At 52.1% G+C, this 20,580-nt stretch carries 15 protein-coding genes; 13 read left to right on the top strand and 2 right to left on the bottom strand.

The window, feature by feature from the left end:
- The first annotated feature begins 126 nt into the window (after nt 1-126).
- Entirely contained in the window at nt 127-1,101 is a 975-nt protein-coding gene (locus ACJJI0_RS12145) for an FHA domain-containing protein (RefSeq protein ID WP_444882770.1), read from the top strand.
- Between the two features lie 365 nt (nt 1,102-1,466).
- Nucleotides 1,467-4,016: a protein kinase domain-containing protein gene (locus tag ACJJI0_RS12150; protein WP_444882771.1), complete on the top strand. Its 2,550-nt coding sequence runs from the start codon at nt 1,467-1,469 to the stop codon at nt 4,014-4,016.
- On the opposite strand, the gene ACJJI0_RS12155 is transcribed toward ACJJI0_RS12150, so the two are convergent.
- Nucleotides 4,013-4,525, bottom strand: coding sequence for a hypothetical protein (locus tag ACJJI0_RS12155; RefSeq protein ID WP_444882772.1), 513 nt, complete (start codon nt 4,523-4,525; stop codon nt 4,013-4,015). The genes ACJJI0_RS12150 and ACJJI0_RS12155 overlap by 4 nt on opposite strands.
- Nucleotides 4,526-5,059: 534 nt before the next feature.
- Here ACJJI0_RS12155 and ACJJI0_RS12160 point away from each other — a divergent pair.
- The 6 genes from ACJJI0_RS12160 to ACJJI0_RS12185 all read left to right on the top strand — a co-directional run bounded on the left by ACJJI0_RS12160 (nt 5,060) and on the right by ACJJI0_RS12185 (nt 12,341).
- Nucleotides 5,060-6,841 (top strand): trans-sulfuration enzyme family protein, encoded by a 1,782-nt coding sequence (locus ACJJI0_RS12160; protein WP_444882773.1) that lies wholly within the window; start codon nt 5,060-5,062, stop codon nt 6,839-6,841.
- 109 nt (nt 6,842-6,950) lie between these two features.
- Nucleotides 6,951-8,249, top strand: coding sequence for a S1C family serine protease (locus ACJJI0_RS12165; RefSeq protein ID WP_444882774.1), 1,299 nt, complete (start codon nt 6,951-6,953; stop codon nt 8,247-8,249).
- Entirely contained in the window at nt 8,240-9,277 is a 1,038-nt protein-coding gene (locus ACJJI0_RS12170; RefSeq protein ID WP_444882775.1) for an FHA domain-containing protein, read from the top strand. The genes ACJJI0_RS12165 and ACJJI0_RS12170 overlap by 10 nt, the downstream gene beginning before the upstream one ends.
- Nucleotides 9,274-10,347 carry a histidinol-phosphate transaminase gene (gene hisC / locus ACJJI0_RS12175; RefSeq protein ID WP_444882776.1) on the top strand — a complete coding sequence of 358 codons (1,074 nt, stop codon included), beginning with the start codon at nt 9,274-9,276 and terminating at the stop codon, nt 10,345-10,347. Before ACJJI0_RS12170 ends, hisC begins: the two co-directional genes overlap by 4 nt.
- Before the next feature lie 76 nt (nt 10,348-10,423).
- Complete coding sequence (gene mepA, locus ACJJI0_RS12180) at nt 10,424-11,332, top strand: penicillin-insensitive murein endopeptidase (RefSeq protein ID WP_444882777.1); 909 nt, start codon at nt 10,424-10,426, stop codon at nt 11,330-11,332.
- Nucleotides 11,333-11,336: 4 nt separating this feature from the next.
- Nucleotides 11,337-12,341 (top strand): D-alanine--D-alanine ligase, encoded by a 1,005-nt coding sequence (locus ACJJI0_RS12185; RefSeq protein ID WP_444882778.1) that lies wholly within the window; start codon nt 11,337-11,339, stop codon nt 12,339-12,341.
- 85 nt (nt 12,342-12,426) lie between these two features.
- On the opposite strand, the gene ACJJI0_RS12190 is transcribed toward ACJJI0_RS12185, so the two are convergent.
- Nucleotides 12,427-12,996 carry an HNH endonuclease gene (locus ACJJI0_RS12190; RefSeq protein ID WP_444882779.1) on the bottom strand — a complete coding sequence of 190 codons (570 nt, stop codon included), beginning with the start codon at nt 12,994-12,996 and terminating at the stop codon, nt 12,427-12,429.
- 801 nt (nt 12,997-13,797) lie between these two features.
- Here ACJJI0_RS12190 and ACJJI0_RS12195 point away from each other — a divergent pair.
- The 5 genes from ACJJI0_RS12195 (at nt 13,798) to ACJJI0_RS12215 (ending at nt 20,512) form a co-directional block, all read left to right on the top strand.
- Nucleotides 13,798-15,276 (top strand): DUF7133 domain-containing protein, encoded by a 1,479-nt coding sequence (locus ACJJI0_RS12195; protein ID WP_444882780.1) that lies wholly within the window; start codon nt 13,798-13,800, stop codon nt 15,274-15,276.
- 82 nt (nt 15,277-15,358) lie between these two features.
- A complete protein-coding gene (locus tag ACJJI0_RS12200; RefSeq protein WP_444882781.1) occupies nt 15,359-15,610 on the top strand; it encodes an exodeoxyribonuclease VII small subunit in 252 nt (83 codons plus the stop codon).
- Nucleotides 15,611-16,519: a polyprenyl synthetase family protein gene (locus ACJJI0_RS12205; RefSeq protein ID WP_444882782.1), complete on the top strand. Its 909-nt coding sequence runs from the start codon at nt 15,611-15,613 to the stop codon at nt 16,517-16,519.
- A gap of 94 nt (nt 16,520-16,613) precedes the next feature.
- Nucleotides 16,614-18,530 carry a 1-deoxy-D-xylulose-5-phosphate synthase gene (gene dxs / locus ACJJI0_RS12210; RefSeq protein ID WP_444882783.1) on the top strand — a complete coding sequence of 639 codons (1,917 nt, stop codon included), beginning with the start codon at nt 16,614-16,616 and terminating at the stop codon, nt 18,528-18,530.
- Between the two features lie 131 nt (nt 18,531-18,661).
- Complete coding sequence (locus ACJJI0_RS12215) at nt 18,662-20,512, top strand: DUF885 domain-containing protein (protein WP_444882784.1); 1,851 nt, start codon at nt 18,662-18,664, stop codon at nt 20,510-20,512.
- The last annotated feature ends 68 nt before the right edge of the window (nt 20,513-20,580 follow it).

The raw sequence follows: 20,580 nt of genomic DNA on the forward strand, positions 1-20,580 counted from the left end.
ACACTTGTAGGTTACTTTTTATTGCTGCCGAGTGAGCAATCCCATCTGCAGCATTGAACTGCCAACAATTCTGGCAAGCAGCTCTAGCTCAGCGCCCGACGCAACCCGGAGAAAAAGGACAAGATAATGGCTTGCTTACAGCATCCAGATAGGGACCAACCCGTATACCTGATGGCACACCACACCATCGGCCGCCGTCAAGGAGCCGTGGATACCCGTATCACCAGTGCCGAAATCTCTGGTATTCACGCGGCCATTCAGTGGACCGGCACACATTGGAATATTCGCGATCTTAGTCGCAATGGAACCTGGCTAAATGGCCAGCAACTGGTTCCAGCTAAGAGCTACCCATTGCAAACCGGCGACAAGATCTGTTTCGGACGAGTCAATAACCCCGCTTGGATTGTCGAGAATCTCGACGCCCCAGAAAACTTGTTGATTGACCTGAAGACTGGTGAAGCCCAGCTATTGGAGCAATACCACCTGCTACCGGACGAGAGCGAGCCCCTCGCCAGCTTGCATTTCAGCCCCGTTACCGCCCAATGGCAATACGAGTTTACCGGTAGTACCGGCGAAGGGGGCAGCAAAAGCATGGTCAATCATGGGGATCGTATTGATTGCGGCCTGCAGAGCTGGCAACTGTTTCTCGCCGACAACCAAGGGGCAACCAAAGAACTCTCTTTACAGCAGTTATCCATTACTGATTTCGGCCTGCGCTTCTCTGTCAGCTCCCACGAGGAACATGTACAACTGCAGCTGCAGCGAGAGGGTATGAAGCAGTCCCTGCCCGCACGAATTCACAACTACCTGCTGCTGTACCTGGCTCGAGCACGCTTCCGTGATATGCAAAATGACATGGATATAGATTCCCAAGGCTGGGTTTCCATCCAGGTAGCCACTCACGAACTGGGCATCACCGTCAACCACCTGAACACCCAGATTTTCCGCGCACGCAAGCAGATCTCTGAATCCTTGCCAGATGCCGTAGATACCTCAAACTTAGTAGAGCGACGCTCCTGGGAAATTCGCCTGGGCTGCCACCAGTTTGAAATCTATAAAGGCACTCAACTGGAGGCGAAGACTGAGCTTCAGGAAGCGTAATTGAGGGCTCAGCTCTTATCGCTACTTTTAGCACACCAAAGCCGATCTGTACCTATAGCATTCACCAAATAGGTACAGATCTTATGCCACCCCTTTGTTTGCTGTTATAAACAGCAAAGCCTTTCCTGTCACATACGACTTTTCATTAGTACGAGCTCACCTCAGAGATTCTCGTGCTGAAGCTCTCGCGCTTTTCCTCTTAAAATAATGACTTTGTAGACGTTAGGCAGTCTCTTTTTGCAACCGATAGCAATCCAAAAGAAATGGAATAACGTGAACCATTTCCTCTGAAATGGAGACAGATAGCTTCACGAAAATGTACTATCAGGTAGAATCCCCTATCCATCCGAAAAGAACTAAATACAATGGACGTAGTTGCGCTGGAGAAAACTGAGGTATATCAAGGTCGCTATAGGGTAGAGCGCACCCTTGGCGCCGGTGGTATGGGTGTTGTCTACCTGGCTGAAGACGTAAAGCTGGGGCGCAAGGTCGCTATTAAGCAGCTTCGCTCTGATATGACCGGCAACTCCGCCGAAGCCCGTTTTCGCAGTGAAGCACAATTATTAGCTAGGCTAAACCACCCCAACATTGTACGCCTGTACGATGTCCTGGAGGAAGACCACAATATCGCCCTAGTTATGGAGCTGGTTGAAGGGGTTACCCTCAAAGAGTGGATGCGCGAGCGCAGCACCACACTGGCTGAAAAGCTCGACTTGCTGATGCAGATTTGCCAAGGACTCGGCAAAGCCCATTGCCTGGGGATTATCCACCGGGATTTGAAGCCCGAAAACATCCTGGTCACTAATGATGGTGTAGCCAAAATCACCGACTTCGGTATCGCCAAAGCCCTCGACTGCGACCAGCAACTCACCAGAGAGGACCATATCGCTGGCAGCGTGCAGGCCATGTCCCCCGAGCAGTTACAAGGCACCAGTCTCGATGCTCGTAGCGATTTATTCAGTCTGGGCAGTATCGCCTATGAATTACTCTGTAGGAGCAAACCCTTTGAGCGAGGCGATAAGAGCGCACTGGCTTTTGCTCAACAAATTACCAGCAAGCCCCATATTCCACCGCATCAGGCCTGGCCGGAGATCCCCAAACCATTAGCTGCGCTATTAGACAGACTTTTGGGAAAACGCCCAGAGCAGAGACCAGAGTCCGCCGAAAGAGTTTTTGAGGCCCTGGAGCTGGTACGAAAGCATGGTATTGATATAAATACTCAACAGTACTCGGAAACTGTCACCCAACTATTAATAAAACCTCGCAGAAGACGGGGGCGTATTGCAGCAGTTTTAAGTGGAGTAGCTATTCTCGGAGCGGGAATATTTTGGGGCTGGCAGACTTATTTACAGCTGCCATCTCAATATATCGCGATTTTACCGGTAGAGCTTAGTAATGAAGTCTACATGGGGAAAGAAGAAGAAAATTTGGTAACAGCCATTACTCAGCAAGCTTTAATGAGCGCTCCAGCCAGGCTCAAATCTAGTGCTCTCGTAAGCTACACCCCTGAGCCAGGTACAACTCACGAGCAACAACTGCAAGAATTAAAACATAAAGGAGTTACTGCTGCCCTCCTCGCCCGGCTGAATTGTATGGCACTACGCTGCAACATTGAACTGCAGAGAATTAACCCAATAGATAGCGAGGTAAAACAGCGTACAAACTTTACATTCATCAGCAAAAAACACCAAGAAGCACAATACACTATTCGCAATGCAGTAATAGAGCTCTTTCCTTCGGACTATCAGAGAGAATCTTACAGCGAGACTAAAATGGCAGAGGCTGACTATGCTCACTACCTCGCCATTCTTACAAAGTCTTACGCTGATGTAGTTTTACAGGCCAGAGATTTTCTCGCCCTAGAAGAATTAATCGCCAAATACCCAAGAAATATCAACCTTTACTCACTGTACTCTCTCTGCGCCTTTGAGAAATTTGGAAAAACGGATAACGATGAATATCTAAGTAAAGCCTTAAGAATTCTGACCAATGCGGAAGTGTCCAAGGTGGATGAGGTAGCTATTTTAGAGGCTAAATTATTGATTAAATCGGTAAGCTCAGATGAAGAGGGGTTCAAGTTTATTTTGAACAAACTCCAGTCTAAAGGGCATCCGTCGGCCCATTTACCAGCGCAATACTCCCGCTTTCAGTATATGAAGGGAGACTATATCCAAGGGCTCACTTACGCTAAGCAGGCTGCCGCTCTAAAACCCACCCCTCAGAATCTCTACTTGGTTGCCATCAATCAGATGGGGGTCGGCGATTATGAGGCCACACGAAAGACGCTGAGGGATATCACTCAGCAGTATGGAGAATTCTGGTCTGCCTATGCCCTTTTAGCCGTCATTGAATTAGAGAACGCCAATCTGGAACTTGCCGAGCAAGCCATCTTAACCATTCCTGCTAGTGAACGCAGCTGGCGTACAAACGGTAACCTAGGGACCATCTCTTTTCTTAAAGGGAACTACTCGCAGGCGCTACAAACATTTCACTCAATTCTAAAATCCTCGCCCAATAATTTGCAGATGCTGATGCAGGTTGCGGAAACGCATATCATGTTATCCAATTCTTCAAGTGCATCGAAAAACTTTGAAAAGATCGTAGAACTCAGCGCACAGAGTACAGACTTGCGCTCCCGCCGCTATCGGGCAGTCGCTCTTGCCAACCTCGGGCAAATCCCTGCCTCAATCGCCCTTATCAAGGATCTTTTAAGAGACTCTCCAGACGATACCTATGTAAAATATAGTGCAGCGCAGGTCTATGCTCTTGCTGGAGAATGGCAGTCCGCAACCTACCACCTGGAGCAACTCTTTGAGCAAGGCATGGGTGCTGAGTGGTTTGTACTGCCCATATTCCAGCAACTCTGCACCGTTTCTCAAGCACCCAAAGCTTTGCAGAAAAAAATTTGCCCTTAGTTTTCGCGCTTAGTACCGCCTCCATTACCAGGTATCGGATCTACCCCCGCCTCAGGGTCCCCCGAGATAAAATGCATACCCGTCTCGGGGTCTACACACATCCACAGGAAATTAAAGCGATCCGGGATCTGCTCTTTATCCTTTATTTTAATAATCAACTTGGTGTAATCCCCATCCACCTGCCTCGCACGAGCGCGGAACTGATGCCGGAAGTCCGGGCTCAGCGCAATAATGCCATCCAGCTTCTGGCTCTGTTGATAGCGTACAAATTCAAGTTCTCGACCAGGCACCTCTGATAAATCCAGAGTGATTTTCAGAACCACCACTCCACCCTTGTGGATTTTGAAGCGCATATTGCCAAAGTGCTCTTGCGGATTATCGGCATTAAACAGCGGCCAGTACTGTGGCTCACCATCTTTTTGCTCTCTGGGCCTTAAAACCAGATCCAGCTTCAAGCCCTCCTCAGGTACCTCGCACTCCAATACGGGTAAATCGGCACAAGTGCTCATCGTTCATCCCCTTGTAAGCATTTGTTATTTGGTGTCATCCTAAGACGTTTTTTCTTGTGTAAAATACGTCTGTGACTGCGTCATGATAACCAGTTCAGCTCTGAAAAAAAGCCGGCAGTATAGCCACTGCCGGCCCGGAATGATGGTCCCAACCATCGACGGTTACAACAACACTATCAAGAGCAAAATTTGGCATCCGTGCCTCGGGCAAGCTCATCCACAAGGTCCGACTAAGACTCTGCACCCGTCGGTTCCAGCTTGTCCGCTCAGCTTGCGCTGATTCTTCCCGCTTCTCGCACCTCCAACAGTGCGAGAATACAAAATCCATCCGAAATGTTGTGGGGGCTGCCCATCCGTGGCAGGGAACCGCTTTCACAATCTCCCGTACCCCCTCAACTGGTAGCTACTTTACGAATTCAGGAATTACAGGTCTATCACGGCCAATTACAAGGAATTACACGCCAAGTATTTTATCCTTTCTCTTAGGCTGTTAGAGTCATCTAATAACAAAAAGCATCACCTGATGAGGATACGATGGAAGCGAATCTCGAAGATGTAAAAATTCTCTCTCCCCGACGCAACAGCACTGAGGCCACTAATATTACGGAGCTTGCTCGGGAGCAACTCCAGCATTTTTGTATTGATCGGGAGTCGGAGCACGGGCGTTTACTGGAGCAAACGGCGGCGCTGTTATATCAAGCACAGGGCAACTTGAACCAGCTGTGGAGTCAGGTAAGCGAAACTCTGAACCGATTGGATCGGTCCGACAAGATTGCCTACTTCAATGCCAAGCGCTTTATGAGTTTCCAGCTGGCAAAACTATTGGACACCCTTCAAAATCCGTTGCGCGCCAGCTTTCAGAGTCTGCAGGGAGATGATTTCAATATCACCACCCGCGGTGGCTACCCACTGTTCGATAATATCCCGGCGATTTTTTCTGCTACGCCGGTGATTGCACGCACCGCCACTTATATCTATGCCTGTACCGAGTGGGTAGACGACGCCTTCCGCGGCCGTGAACCCAGCCACGATATCTACTCGCGCCTACTCAACCCTACCTCGATCTCCCTGGCCAACGCCATTGTGGATTTGGAGTGCGGACCGGCAGCCAATGAGTATATGGCCTGGAACTTCAATTCCGGTATGGCCGCCATTGACGCACTACTCTCCAATCAGCTGCGCCGCGACGATATTTTAATCGTCTCACGCAATATCTATGGTGGCGTACACCAACTCTTACAGGATTTTTACGCTCGACCAGACAAACTGGCGATCCAACTGGTTTGGTTTGACGGCACCAGCGGTAAAGACTTCGAAAAACTGCTGGCGGACACACAGCGAGATTACGCCGATGCCCTTCAGCAAGGCTCTAAGCTCCACGTCTATATCGAATCGCCCTGCAACCCCCACGGTATCATGTTGGACGTACCCGCTATCTGTAAGGCTGCACACCAGGAAAATATTCTGATCAGCCTGGATGCCACCCTGGCCACCCCCTTCCTCTACCAACCACTGCGACGCCAAGATCGCGAGGAGCGTCCAGACTTTGTTGTGCACTCCTACACCAAAGACATTGGCGGCACCGGTGCCGCAACCGCTGGCGTGGTGATTGGGGAAAACCACCGTATGTTTATTCCCAAGGGCGACAGTGCCAAGGGGCTGAACTGGGATCAGTGCATGTTCTGGGATGTGTATTACATCAAAGGCGCTTTCCTAGATGCGGATAAAGCCTGGGAGGTGCACTGTGGTATGCGCACTCTGGAAATGCGTATGTTGACCAAGTGTATCAATACCCAGTGCCTCAGCCATTTCTTCGCCAGTCACAGTAAAATTCGTGTGAACAGCCATGCGGTGGAAAGCCATCCGAACTCGAAGCTACGCAAAGCCTTGATGCGCTATCAGCTGCCAACCCCATTATTTAGTATTGATATGGAAGCGGCACAGATTCCCGCTGAGGCTTTCAAGAGTTTCTTCGATGCGCTGGAGCCCGCATTTGGACAGATGGTAAGCCTGGGGCAGACCAATACCATGGTACTTTGCCCCGCGCTCACTTCTCACTCCGAACTTTCTCCTCAGGCCATGGAGGCGGCGGGTATATTCGCAACCACAATCCGAATATCGGTGGGAGATGAAAATATGGCCCAGCTAGCGGCTCATGTGATCAGCTGTGCGCGCCTACATCTGGACCCGGTCAGCCCTGGGTTTAGTGAGGGCTTTATCTCACCGCAGGAAGCGGATGCTACCTTCACCCGCTTCTATCTGGAATCGCATAAAAAAGTTGTAGAAGCACAACCGAAAATCACCGACTACCTGTAAAAAGCTCAAACGCGGGCGCGTAGCAATTATCCCCTGCCGTGGCCCGCTTGTTGCACTACCCTATATCCCGTAGTATCACCGCTTCTGTCCATAATTTAATCAAACAAAAATGCCGAATTTTTCTGCCCACTTTCTGGCCTGGGTGCTCTTCTGTCTCTCAACTCTGGCGCTGGCACAGGGATATGAGCAGCTTTACAGCGACTATCGCGGTAGCCTCTATCAAATACGCTTAATTGAAAAATCTTCTAATTCGAAAGCCGGGCTCGGCTCAGGATTCCAGATTTCCACCGATGGTCTACTCGCCACCAATTACCACGTTGTCGCGCAAGCAGTTAGCGATCCGGATAAATATATACTGGAATATCTTTCAACCGATGGCACCAAGGGCACCCTGGAGCTCTTGGATATCGATGTAGTCAACGACTTGGCGCTACTGCGCCAGGACAAGCCGGGCAAAGAATACTTACAGCTCGCCACCGAAACCCCAAAGCAAGGCGAAACTATAGTCTCCCTCGGTAATCCTCTGGATCTTGGAATGACCCTGATCCCAGGCACTTACAACGGTATCGCCGGAGGTAGTTTTTACGATCGTATTCATTTTGCCGGTTCTATTAATCCCGGCATGAGTGGTGGCCCGGCTATTAATACTCTCGGCCAAGTAGTGGGGATCAATGTGGCAACTGCTGGTAACCAGGTAAGCTTCCTGGTTCCGGTGGATAAACTGATCAACTTGTTAAAGCACTTCCATCAACGCAATGTGGCGCTGGACCTACAAAAGGTCACCTACCAGCAGCTGCTCGACAATCAACAGCGTATTATCGACTCCATACTGGAGGCGGACTGGCAGCGCCGCTCCCTTGGCGAGGCCAAGGTTGTTGGGGAAATAGTGCCCGCCATTAAGTGCTGGGGCAACAGTGAGGAAGATAGCGACAATCCTATTAAACGCATCGATAAAGGTTGTACTGGGCAGGATGTGATTTTTCTCTCCGACGACTTTAACACCGGTCGAGTGGAGTACGAGTTTTTCTGGCTCGAATCTGAAGGTCTTCTACCGGCACGCTTTTATGCGGAATACGAGCATCAGATGAGCACTTTCTATCCTGGCAACAGTGCCGGTGAAGAGGATGTCACCAACTTCCGCTGCCGCCAGAACTTTACCTCCCAGCCGCGCAATGGCAATGGCCCCGTATCCAAACCAGAGCGCAGTAAAAAACCGCTAATTAGCCGCACCAGTTACTGTGTAAGACGCTATAAAAACTTCCCCGACCTGTACGATATCTTTTTCTTGAGCCTCAGCGTGGACCAGAAGAATCGCGCGCTGGTCAGCCACTTTACTCTATCCGGCTTTACCCGGGAGTCTGCCGACGCCTTTGCCGAGAAGTTCACGAGCGAAATCCAATGGCACTGATAATTGAAGAACTCAACCGCGCTCACCGGGTGCAGGTGCGCTACCGAATGGAAGGTGAAAAGTTCACCCTGGGCCGCGCCTATAGCAACGATGCAATCTTGGAAGACATCCACACAGATGGGCGCCATGCAGAAATTCGTCGGGAAGAAGATGGCAGTTATATTCTGCACGATTTGAATACGGTGAATGGCAGCCAGCTACTGGGGAATCTGAAAGACCGATCGGTTAAGCCTGGGGAGATCTCCTCCCATCAGATTACCTCTGGGGATCTAATACAATGTGGTAAGTCGCGCTTACGAATATTTAATTGCGATGACGATGTTGCCGAGGCCACCCCTCTGCATTCGCTGGAAAATCTGTTTGCCAGCCTATCCAACCCTCTGTACGCCACCCTCCTGGTACTCGCCGTAGCCCTGTCCACGGTACTGCTCAGCTACCTCGGCTACGCGCGTACTTATCAGTGGACCATAGCAGTCAACATCTTAGTCAGTGCGGTGATCGGCTTGGTGATTTATGCGGGTGCCTGGGCTTTTGTAGGCAGGGTGGTCCGCCACGAAACACACTTTTTTGCCCACCTTTCCATCGCCGCTATGGGCGTACTCACTTACGCCGTCTGGGAGTGGTTCGGCAGTATACTGAATTACAACTTCGCCATAGGGGATACCATGGAGGTTCTGGACTTCCTGGTACTCGCTGTCATTTTGCCCACTATGCTCTGGTGCGCTTGTTATCTGGCCACCAACCTAGGGCGCGCCTGGCGCTGGGCGGTAGCACTAGTACTGCCGCTCGGCTTTTTAGGCCTCAGTCTGGTGGAAACGATCAGCTCGATCGATGACTTCCGCGAAACACCGGCGCTCTCCACTGAGCTCAAATACGATAATATGCTGTTGCGTAAGCCGGTGCCCATGCAGGAATTTATCACCGGTTCGGCCGCACTATTTGATATTCCTATCAAAAAAGAAGAGCCGGAAAATGAGAGCAAGGAGAGCTCTCCCGCAGAAAACGAGAACGCAGAGGTAGAGCAGTGAATACAGTGTTTTGGAGCCCCGGCCTGGAACAGTTGGAACCTTACACTCCCGGTGAGCAGCCCAGCGGTACAACTCTGATTAAACTGAACACCAACGAGAACCCCTACCCCGCTTCGCCCCGAGCACTGGCGCTATTGACACAGAGAGATTTTGCCGACGCCCTGCGTCGCTATCCCGACCCAGAGTCCTGTGAGTTGCGCGCAGCTATTGCCACACGATATGGACTGAATGACAGGCAAGTTTTCGTCGGTAATGGTTCTGATGAGGTCCTGGCGCTGAGTTTTTATAGTTTTTTCCGCCGCAACGAACCCTTACTGTTTCCCGATATCACCTACAGCTTCTACCCGGTGTACTGCCAGCTTTTCGACATAGAGTCCCGCAGTATTCCCCTCTCAGAAGACTTTAGTCTCAAAGTAGAGGATTTCTCGGGTACTGCCGCTGGAATTATTATCCCCAATCCCAACGCCCCGACAGGACGCCACTTATCACTCGATAGAATTGAAGCACTACTGCAGCTACAACCAGAGCGAGTGGTGATCATTGATGAAGCCTACATCGATTTTGGGGGGGAAAGCGCCACCCAATTGATCGAGCAATACCCCAATCTGCTGGTCATTCACACCCTGTCTAAGTCTTATGCTCTGGCAGGTCTGCGCCTCGGCTTTGCTATGGGGCAGGAACACCTGATTGAGGGGCTGCTGCGCGCCAAGAACTCATTCAATTCTTATCCTATCGATGCCATCGCACAGGAAGTGGCTACTGCAGCCATCCGCGATAGGGCTTGGCATGAAAACAACTGCAGCAAGGTTGTCGCCACACGCTCTCGCACAGAAGAGGCACTGCTTGAACTGGGGTTTGAAGTTATACCTTCCAAAGCGAATTTCTTACTGGCGAAGCCCCCTGCCCCTGGTGCCGAGGCCCTCTACCTGGCACTGCGCGAACTGGGCATTCTGGTGAGATACTTCAATAAGCCCCGCATCAGTGAATACCTGCGTATCTCTATTGGCACAGATCAGGAAATGGACCAACTGATAGGGAACTGTAAAGAGATACTTGCGTCACAGAGCTAGTAAACTGTCAGTCTATACTCGTCGGGTCCGCGCCCAGCGCAACCCGACCACCAGACTTATCGGTAACTAGGGATTTATGTCTCTCTTATTTAATCGCCCCAAACTGTTCGCCAATACCAAGCTCTTCGCCAGCGCTCTGGCTCTAGCCACCGCCATCCTGAGCTATCAGGCCCAGGCCAACCCCTGGGAGGAGAGTGAGAGCCCCAGCGCACAGAACCCAGCCAGCATAGGCACCTATACCAATGGCTGTCTCGCGGGAGGAGAAACCCTGCCTCTACGTGGCGAGGGCTATCAACTGGTGCGCACCGGCCGCGATCGCCACTTCGCCCATCCGGACACCATCGCCTTCCTCAAGGACTTTTCCCGGAGTGTTGCACGGAATAATCTCGGCAGAATTCAGATCGGCGATATGTCCATGGCGCGAGGTGGTCCCTTTGGCAGTGGAGGGCACAGTAGCCATCAGACCGGCCTTGATGTGGATATTTGGTTTTCACAAGACAAGCGCGCCGCAGAGCGGGCACTGACAGAGTGGGAGCGCGATAATATCTCCGCTATCCCTCTGGCGGATACCCGCGAACATCGCTTGGTCAAAGAAAATTGGGACGAACGAGTCCCCAAGATCCTGCGTATGGCCGCAGAGGATCAGCGGGTAGAGCGGATTTTTGTCCATCCCACCATCAAGCGTCACTTATGTGAAATTTCGGGCGTCGACAATGATTGGCTACGCAAAGTACGCCCTTGGTGGGGACACAATTACCATTTTCATGTGCGGCTTGCCTGCCCGGCCGGCAGCAGTGACTGCAAGCCTCAGGCTCCAGTGCGCACCACACCCTGCGGTAATGACCTGGACTGGTGGTTCAGCGAAGAATTCTACGCAATACTGAACGGCACTAAGGCCCAGCCGACAAAACCCAAACCCAAGACGATGCCGCAGCAGTGCCAGCAGGTTTTACTGGCGCCTCCAGCTGGCACCACGATGGAATAACTTTATGATCAACACCTTGCTTATCTGCGGCGGTGGCAGCAGCGAGCACGAAGTGTCCTTGCGCACCGCAGATTTTATTGAAGGACAATTGGCCGAATCCGAAGATATCGCCCTGATGCGAGTTGAGATGGATGCTAGCGGCTGCCTGACTGATAAAGAAGGTCGCGTCTATCATATCTTTTACGATGGCAAGATTCGCGATGAAGCCGGCAATGCCTGGGATGTGGATTACGTCATCCCAGCAATTCACGGTTACCCAGGAGAAACTGGCGACCTGCAATCCCAGCTCGAGATGTTCGGCATCCCCTATTTCGGTTCAGCACCGGAGGCGAGCAAAATTTGTTTTAACAAGATTAAAACGAAAATGTGGCTGAGCGCGCTAGGGATCGATAACACCCCCTATCTGTTTCTACACAGCCTGGAGGCTGAAGAGTTGAGTAAGGCCCACGCCGCACTGGAAGAGTGGGAAGCGGTCTTTATCAAAGCTTCAAACCAGGGTTCCTCGGTGGGCTGCTTTAAAGTCAGCCATAAGGAAGATTTGGAAGATGCAATCGCAGAAGCCTTTACCCTCTCATCCTATGTATTGGTAGAAAAAGCCCTCAATGCCCGCGAACTCGAGGTGGCAGTTTACACTTATGGCGAAGAGCTCATAGCCACTCATCCCGGTGAGGTCCGCGCGCCAGCAGATACTTTTTATACCTATAAGGAAAAATATGCCGCAGGCAGTCGCGCCGAGACGTTTATTAAAGCCGAAGGTCTGAGCGAACAGCAATTGGCTTGGATTCAGGAAGTCTCGATACGTACTTTTAAGGCCCTAAAGCTGAAAGATCTCTCTCGCATCGATTTTTTCCTAACAGACGAAGGGGAGCTCTACCTAAATGAAGTCAATACTTTCCCCGGAATGACTCCCAACTCTATGTTCCCCAAAATGATGCAAAACCATGGCCATGATTTTACTGAATATCTGACTGGTCAAATTCGTTCCGCGGTAAAACAATCGGTTAAATAAATACTACCTTGAACTCCACTCAAAAAAGTGACATTAAAAAAAGGGGCAATAGCCCCTTTTTTTAATGTCAGTAAACGAAACACAACTAGTGCAACAACCAATCCTGTTGCCGTCTACGGGAAAATTGGCTGCGCAGAAACTCCATCTGATCCCCGCGAATCCGCTCACTATTAATCAAAGCCAGATATTCTGCAGCATTGGGACAAAAGGGCAGAGCCAGTAATTCCATATCAATATCTTCAAGTAAAAAATTGCCCTTATGCTGATTACAGCGGCGGCAGGCTGTGACCACATTTTCCCAAGAGTCCATCCCTCCCTTCGACACTGGGATAACATGATCTCGAGTTAGCTCAGCTGACTTAAAAATACTTCCGCAGTAGAGGCAGGTGTGCACATCACGAAAAAAAAGTGCGCGGTTAGTAAGCGGCGGACGGTTGCGTGGCCGCGCCATTCGAGCACCGCCACAGGCGATAATTGATGCCAGATCCAGGGCCGAACGCTCTCCATTCCGATTAAACCCACCCCTTACCCTCTGTACTATGCCCCCCAAAGACCAGGTAACCAGATCCCGGACGTATAAACAGGAAGCCTCCTGCCAAGTGAGCCAGTCCAATGGCTGTCCCGCCAAATTCAGGCGCAAAATGCGTGCTTGCATGACTTCGCCTCCCCGCAGTTAGACAGAAGAACCCGGCCTACTACTACAGCTAACCAAGCGGATGCTTTTCCGGCACTCAAGTATCTGATTTGACATGCTGCCTGGAAGAAAGAGATAGACAAATAAGCCTGAACTTGAGAGTCCAGTTTGGATAAGGCGTTAAAGTGATAAGGGCGATAACCCGCTGATGATTTCAATGGCGAGAGGACAAGAGCCCGGCAGTGAGAGAATGCCAGAGCGTAAACGGGCACTGCTAATGATTGATTGCTGAATGCGCCATCCTCCACCGGCCCGAGCAATAATGGCCGACCTCTCATCATTAAAGCGGATAAATATTACAAATTCCAGATAGAAGCAGACCTGGCTTACAAAAAGTACCGACCGTGAATAATTAAGGATTAGAGAGGATGAAGATTAAGTAAAGAATTACTATTAAAAGTTATTTGAACAAATATAAAGTCTTCGAGCATGTAAAACACCGCCCAGGCAATCCGGCCCGGGCGGTGCGTCTCACAGGATGGTGCCCATATCCTTAGGGCGAGCGGCGCATTCCTTTTATCCTTTGCCGCAGAGTTGCAGTCCCTTTTGCGTCCCTGCCAGTTAATTATGGACATCAGGCGAAAAAAGAGTAGGGGTAATCTGCTGAATTTTATGTAAGACATATCTCACAAGGTGAAATATTTCTTTAATAAATGAGAGGGAGACTCGATGAGTACACTGTGCTAAAACGGAGCTCAGTGCATGAGCGCGGCCACTATAAACACCTTTATTTCAAGTTCAATCGAAACAGGGAAAAAGACGTTGAAATATACGCTAATTTTTTTGCTTATCTTCAGCGCCGTTGTTTCAAGCGCCTTCACAGCAGTCTCTTCGGGTATTAGCGTTCCCTGGCGCCAAATCATTGGAGGCGCGAAAACCAGCGAGCAGGAGGTCACTCAAAATTTAACAGCCGCCACTGGCTATCAACTACAACTATTTACAGATAATGTGCCCAATGCTCGCTGGCTGGCAATAACCCGTTCGGGGGATATCCTCGTATCCCAACCCAAGAAGGGACAGGTTTCCCTGTTAACCCCCGATCGTAACGGTGATGGACGCGCCGACAGCCAGCGCATATTAATTGGAGACTTAAACCGCCCACACGGGCTTCTACTGCATGAGAACTGGCTATATATAGCGGAAAGCGATGCTGTAGGCAGAGTGCCCTTTGATCACTCCGATGCCCGCCTGGCAGGGCGTTACCAGAGAATCGTCGAAGGCTTGGCAGACAGCGGCCATTGGACCAAAACCCTTGAAAAGGGACCGGATGGCTGGCTGTACCTCAGTAGCGGTTCCAGCTGTAACGTCTGTGTAGAAAAAGATCGTCGACGCGCCAGTATTATGCGCCTGCGTCCCGATGGCAGTGACCTCAAAATATTCGCCACCGGCCTGCGCAATAGTGTGGGGTTTGACTGGTCACCCAAAGATGGCGGCCTCTATGCCACAGATAATGGTCGCGACTGGCTGGGTGACAACCTGCCACCCGATGAACTCAACCTTATCCAAGCCGACAAATTCTACGGCTGGCCCTACGCCTATGGTGACCGGGTACCGGACCCGGACTTTATCGACGATGAAGACCCCACCATCAAAGAAATGATTGCCGCTTCCCTCCCCCCTGTACACGAGTTCGCCGCACATAATGCCCCTCTAGGCATCCGCTTCCTGCGAAGTCCGGAACAACCGACAGGTTATCGCGGCGCTGCCTTAGTAGCACTGCACGGTTCCTGGAACAGAAGCGTGAAAGATGGTTACAAAGTGGTATCTCTACACTGGGATGAAGGCGGGAAAATCACCCAGCGGGATTTCCTCTGGGGCTTCCTCAGCAACAACCGCAAGGAGGTTTCTGGCAGGCCAGTGGCAATTGCCGAAGATGGCAAGGGCAATATTTATATATCAGACGATTACGCGGGGGCCATCTATCGTCTCTCACCCACCGCTACCCCACAAAAAGTAAAGTTATCCGCGGAGAGAACACCTACCACACCTAGGGTACCCAAAAAACCACCACCAACCGATGCCACCGCCGCGCGCGAGGGAAGAGCGCTATACCTGAGCCACAATTGTGCGCAGTGCCACCAGCAACAGGTACCATTAGCAGGGCTCAACAAAAAGTACACCGTGCAAAGCCTGGCGGACTATTTTGATACGCCAACCCCCCCGATGCCCAGATATGATTTCACCGAGGAGCAGAAAAAAGCATTGGCCCACTACCTGCTTTCAAGGGAGGCTTTGCAATAACTCCCTCTTACCCCTTACTCCGTGCCAATTGACCCCTGCCGCGCCAGCGGCTAAGGTTGCCCCGCAATTACGAGGCGATGCTATGGCGGCAAAGAAAAAATCGGCAAGTTTTGAACAGAGCCTGGAGGCTCTTGAAGAATTAGTAGAACGCCTGGAGGCAGGAGACCTGCCCCTGGAGGAGGCCCTGGCCGACTTTGAGCAAGGGGTCAAACTCACCCGTGAGTGCCAGAAAAAACTCGCCAGCGCCGAGCAAAAGGTCAAAATGCTGATGGAGGAGAACGGTAGTATTCGCGAGTTGCCGTTCGAAGCCGATAACTCCTCAGGCGATTCCTAAGTGAGCTCCCCTACCCTGCCCGCCGAGCTGAGTGCATTCCTCAAGGATTCCTCTCAGCGTGTCGAAAGCCGTATCCGCAACACGCTGGCAGAATCTATTCCCGGTGCCAATAAGCTCTTTGAGGCCATGCGCTATGCCGCACTGGGCCCTGGCAAACGCCTGCGCCCAGCACTCGTGTACGCCTGTGCCCAGGTCTTCCATGGGGTGGATTTTGATCCTGCCAGATGCGACGCCAGTGCCGCTGCCCTTGAGTGCGTCCACGCCTATTCACTGGTGCACGATGACCTGCCTGCGATGGATGATGACGACCTGCGCCGGGGTCGCCCCACTTGCCATATCGCCTACAACGAGGCCACCGCTATTCTCGCCGGTGATGCACTACAAACCCAGGCATTCGAACTGCTGTTGGCCGATAACACCGAACCCACATTGAAGCTACTACTTATTGCAGAGCTCTCAAAGGCATCTGGCAGCCGGGGGATGGTTGCTGGTCAGGCCATCGACCTGGATTCTGTGGATAAAACCCTCACCCTGGCACAACTAGAAGCGATGCATCGCCTGAAAACTGGCGCCCTTATTCGCGCTAGTGCGCGCATGGGCGCGCTGCACGGTGGTGCCACCAGCGACCAACTGGAAGCGCTAACCCTATACGCAGAAGCTATTGGCCTGGCTTTTCAGGTACAGGACGATATCCTTGATGTCACAGTAGATACTGCCATTCTGGGTAAAACTCAGGGCGCAGACGCCCTTCTCAACAAACCGACTTATGTCTCCCTATTGGGGCTCAAAGGCGCAAAAGAGAAGCTCCAGGGCTTGCGCGGGGAGGCTTTAAGTGCCCTTTCAACACTGCCCGGCGATACACTACTACTGAAGCAGCTGGCCGATTATATCGTCCAACGCGGCCACTAAGTCGGGATCTCTACCCCGTCATTGGGATGCAATATGCCCTTCACAGGCATACAATCCCCTTCACTAATACCATCTGTAGCAATTGAACCGTTTGATGCTCGAAGAAATTCCACGCACACGCCCGCATACGCCGCTGCTTGACGTCATTGACGAGCCGGCACAGCTGCGCGCACTCGATGAACGCCAACTGCCCGAACTCGCTAGCCAGCTGCGCGAGTACCTGTTGTATTGTGTCGGCCAAACCGGCGGACACTTCGGCGCCGGTCTCGGTGTGGTGGAGCTGACCATCGCCCTGCACTATATCTACAACACGCCAGAGGACCGCTTGGTCTGGGATGTGGGCCACCAAACCTACCCTCACAAGATACTCACCGGCCGCCGCGAGCAGATGCTCACCATGCGCCAGCAAGGCGGCTTGTCAGGCTTCCCCAAGCGCAGTGAGAGCCCCTACGACACCTTCGGCGTGGGGCATTCCAGTACCTCTATCGGTGCCGCCCTGGGAATGGCCCTGGGTTCCCCCGACGAGCGCAAAGTCGTGGCGGTGATTGGCGACGGCGCTATGACCGCTGGCATGGCCTTCGAAGCACTCAATCACGCATCTCACACAGGCCGGGATATGTTGGTTGTGCTCAATGACAACAGCATGTCGATCTCTAAAAATGTTGGAGGCTTGGCTACCTACTTCGCCAAGATTCTTGCCAGCAAAACCTATCTCAATATGCGCGAGGGCAGCCGCAAGATTTTGTCGGCTATTCCCAAAGCCTGGCAGTTGGCGCGCCGCACCGAAGAGCATGTTAAAGGCATGATCACACCCGGCACTCTGTTTGAGGAGTTGGGCTTCAACTACGTGGGACCACTGGATGGGCACAACATGCACGATCTGGTGCACACCCTGCGCAACCTGCGCAGCCAGCCCGGTCCCCAGCTACTGCATATCGCCACTACCAAAGGCAAAGGCTTTGGTCCAGCTGAAGCCGACCCGGTGGGTTACCACGCATTGAACAAGCTGGAGCCAGAGAGCAAAGTCCAGGTGGCTGTGCCGGGCAGGAAGAAGCTGCCCAAGTATCAGGATATTTTCGGCCAGTGGCTGTGTGACACCGCCGAAAAGGACGAGCGCCTAATCGGAATTACCCCCGCCATGTGTGAGGGCTCTGGCATGGTAGAGTTTTCCAAGCGTTTTCCAAAACGCTTCCAAGACGTAGCTATTGCCGAGCAGCACGCCGTTACTCTCGCTGCCGGCCTCGCCTGCGAGGGCCAAAAGCCGGTTGTGGCCATTTACTCTACTTTCCTACAGCGCGGCTATGACCAAATGGTGCATGATGTTGCTATCCAAAACCTGGATGTAACCTTCGCCATCGACCGCGCCGGCCTTGTAGGTGAAGACGGCCCAACCCATGCAGGCAGCTTCGATCTGACCTTTATGCGTTGCTTGCCCTACCTCGCCATCGCTGCACCCAGCGACGAGAACGAATGCCGCCAATTACTCTATACCGCATACAAGTACGAGGGGCCCGCCGCTGTGCGCTATCCCCGCGGTACCGGTATGGGCACCGCAATAGAAGAAGAGATGCGCGAGTTACCTATCGGTAAGGGCCGCCTACTGCGTAAAGGCAGCGGCGTGGCCATTTTGAATTTCGGCACCCTACTCGCTCCCGCTACGGCAGCGGCTGAGCGCCTCGGCGCCACTCTCGCCGATATGCGCTGGGTCAAGCCATTAGATGAAGCGCTGATTGATGAACTGGCCGACAGCCATCAGTTGCTGGTCACCATCGAAGAAAATACCGTCGCCGGAGGTGCTGGCAGCGCCGTTATGGAGTATCTCAACAGCTCTGCGCGAACCATGCCCGTACTGCAACTAGGCCTGCCGGACCGCATTATTGAGCACGGCAAACACAAAGACCTACTCGCAGAGATAGGCCTCGATGCCGGCGGCATTGAGGAACAAATCCGCCGGCGCCTGCAGCTGCTTAACCGGCACAATTTTAACGACCGCGCCGCAGCCGCAAACTAACCATAAGGGCCCGATAACCATCTGGGATATCGGGCTCCTGAACCACAACTCAGCCGCTTACTATTGATTTGACGATGCCGCGTGACCTAGCGCCCTTCTATCAATCAATTTCCGCACGCCTTGGGGGAAAGATGTCACTACTCAAGAAAACTCTTGTCGCATCCATCGGTCTGTTCGCCAGCCTCAATGCAACCGCTATGGAACAGGAAGATTTTAAGAAGGCCTATCGGGCGCTGCCGAAAGAGAATGCCTCTGAACGACTGGTGGCCCTACAGGATCTGCGCTATCGCTGGATTATGGAAAGCTTTCCCAGCCAGGCCACTTATGAGGGCTATCCAGGGCAAAATGATCGCTGGGTAGACAACTCAAAGAGAGGCATTGAGGCTCGACAAGAACAGACTCGTCAACTTTTAGGTGCTACCCGCAACCTCGATGTCAGCGAGTTACCCGAGCAGCAACAACTGGACTACCAACTGCTTTACCAGGATTTGCTCGGTGGGGTGAAGGGCTTCCAGTTCCCCGAACATCTACAACCCATTACCCATATGAGCGGTATCCAGCTCGATGTGCCGAATGTACTCAACAGTATGCCGCGCAGTACGGTTGCTGATTACGAAGATATTCTGGCACGCCTATCAAAGCTACCAACTTTGGTAACACAGACACAGACGCTAATGCAGCAGGGATTAAGAAAAGGGGTTACACCGCCGCAAATCACTCTGCGTGATCTACCCCGGCAGATCCGCGCGCTGATCCCCACAACTCCCGAGCAGAGTCCTCTACTCAGTGCTTTTGCGGAAATGCCCAGCGCCATCCCCAAAACGAAACAAAAAAGCCTGCGCCAGCGCGCCCTTGCCATCTACGCAAGCCAGTTATTACCGGCATGGCGAGACATGGCGGAATTTATCGAAAGGGAATACATTCCTGGAGCACAGAAAGGCATCGCCCTCAGCAGTCGCCCAGACGGTCTACGCTGGTATGCCTACAAAGTAGAAAAGAGCACCACCACTCACCTTAGCCCGGAAGAAATCCACCGCATAGGCTTGGCCGAAGTGAAGCGTATCCGTGCAGAGATGCAAGCTGTCATGCAGAAGACAGGCTTCCAAGGTGACTTCAAGGCCTTTACCGAATTCCTGCGTACTGATCCACGCTTTTACCACACCAGCCGTGAGGCCCTGTTACGAGACTACCGGGATATTGCCAAGCGCATCGATGGCGAGCTGCCCGCCCTGTTTGGTACCTTGCCCAGGCTGCCCTATGGAGTTAAACCCATTCCCGGCTACTCGGAGCAGTCACAGACCACGGCCTATTACCAGCCTGGCTCCAACGAAGCCGGCCGCGCGGGTATCTTCTTTGCCAATACCTACAACCTGCCCAGTCGACCCAAATGGGAAATGGAAGCACTGACGGTACATGAGGCAATGCCTGGCCACCACTTACAGATTGCCCTGGCCCAGGAGCAAGCTGATATTCATCCATTGCGACGCATGGCTCTCTATACCGCTTTTGTGGAAGGCTGGGGCCTCTACTCCGAAAGCCTCGGTTATGACCTGGGTTTGTACAAAGATCCCTACAGCGAGTTTGGGGCGCTGACCTACGATATGTGGCGCGCCGTGCGTCTGGTTGTAGACACCGGCATGCATCAGCTGGGCTGGAGCCGTGAGCAGGCAATTGACTATTTTATGGAAAATAGTGCCAAGCCTCTGCACGATGTCACCGTGGAAATTGATCGCTACCTGGTTTGGCCTGGACAGGCACTGGCCTATAAATTAGGGCAATTAAAAATTAAGGAGCTACGTGCAAAAGCAGAAGAGGAACTCGACAATAATTTTGATATCCGCAGCTTCCACGATGCCCTTCTTGGCGCCGGTGCCCTGCCCTTAAATATTCTCGAAACACGAATGAACAGCTGGATTGAAAGCCAGGGCTCTGCATCGGCCCAGGTTACTCCCCCTGTAACATCACAAATCTCTGCGGGCTAGATAAGCGAAAGGGCAGGTATTTCCTGCCCTTTTTTATGACTGAAGTATCCGCTAAAAACCCTCTAATC

It is taken from the genome of Microbulbifer mixtoriginis (SeqCode) (genome assembly GCF_052466695.1).

Excerpts from the sequence above, each read along its gene's own strand:
- ACJJI0_RS12145 (WP_444882770.1), top strand. The coding sequence starts at position 127 with ATGGCTTGCTTACAGCATCCAGATAGGGACCAACCCGTATACCTGATG.
- ACJJI0_RS12150 (WP_444882771.1), top strand. The coding sequence starts at position 1,467 with ATGGACGTAGTTGCGCTGGAGAAAACTGAGGTATATCAAGGTCGCTAT.
- ACJJI0_RS12155 (WP_444882772.1), bottom strand. The coding sequence starts at position 4,525 with ATGAGCACTTGTGCCGATTTACCCGTATTGGAGTGCGAGGTACCTGAG.
- ACJJI0_RS12160 (WP_444882773.1), top strand. The coding sequence starts at position 5,060 with ATGGAAGCGAATCTCGAAGATGTAAAAATTCTCTCTCCCCGACGCAAC.
- ACJJI0_RS12165 (WP_444882774.1), top strand. The coding sequence starts at position 6,951 with ATGCCGAATTTTTCTGCCCACTTTCTGGCCTGGGTGCTCTTCTGTCTC.
- ACJJI0_RS12170 (WP_444882775.1), top strand. The coding sequence starts at position 8,240 with ATGGCACTGATAATTGAAGAACTCAACCGCGCTCACCGGGTGCAGGTG.
- mepA (WP_444882777.1), top strand. The coding sequence starts at position 10,424 with ATGTCTCTCTTATTTAATCGCCCCAAACTGTTCGCCAATACCAAGCTC.
- ACJJI0_RS12185 (WP_444882778.1), top strand. The coding sequence starts at position 11,337 with ATGATCAACACCTTGCTTATCTGCGGCGGTGGCAGCAGCGAGCACGAA.
- ACJJI0_RS12190 (WP_444882779.1), bottom strand. The coding sequence starts at position 12,996 with ATGCAAGCACGCATTTTGCGCCTGAATTTGGCGGGACAGCCATTGGAC.
- ACJJI0_RS12200 (WP_444882781.1), top strand. The coding sequence starts at position 15,359 with ATGGCGGCAAAGAAAAAATCGGCAAGTTTTGAACAGAGCCTGGAGGCT.
- dxs (WP_444882783.1), top strand. The coding sequence starts at position 16,614 with ATGCTCGAAGAAATTCCACGCACACGCCCGCATACGCCGCTGCTTGAC.
- ACJJI0_RS12215 (WP_444882784.1), top strand. The coding sequence starts at position 18,662 with ATGTCACTACTCAAGAAAACTCTTGTCGCATCCATCGGTCTGTTCGCC.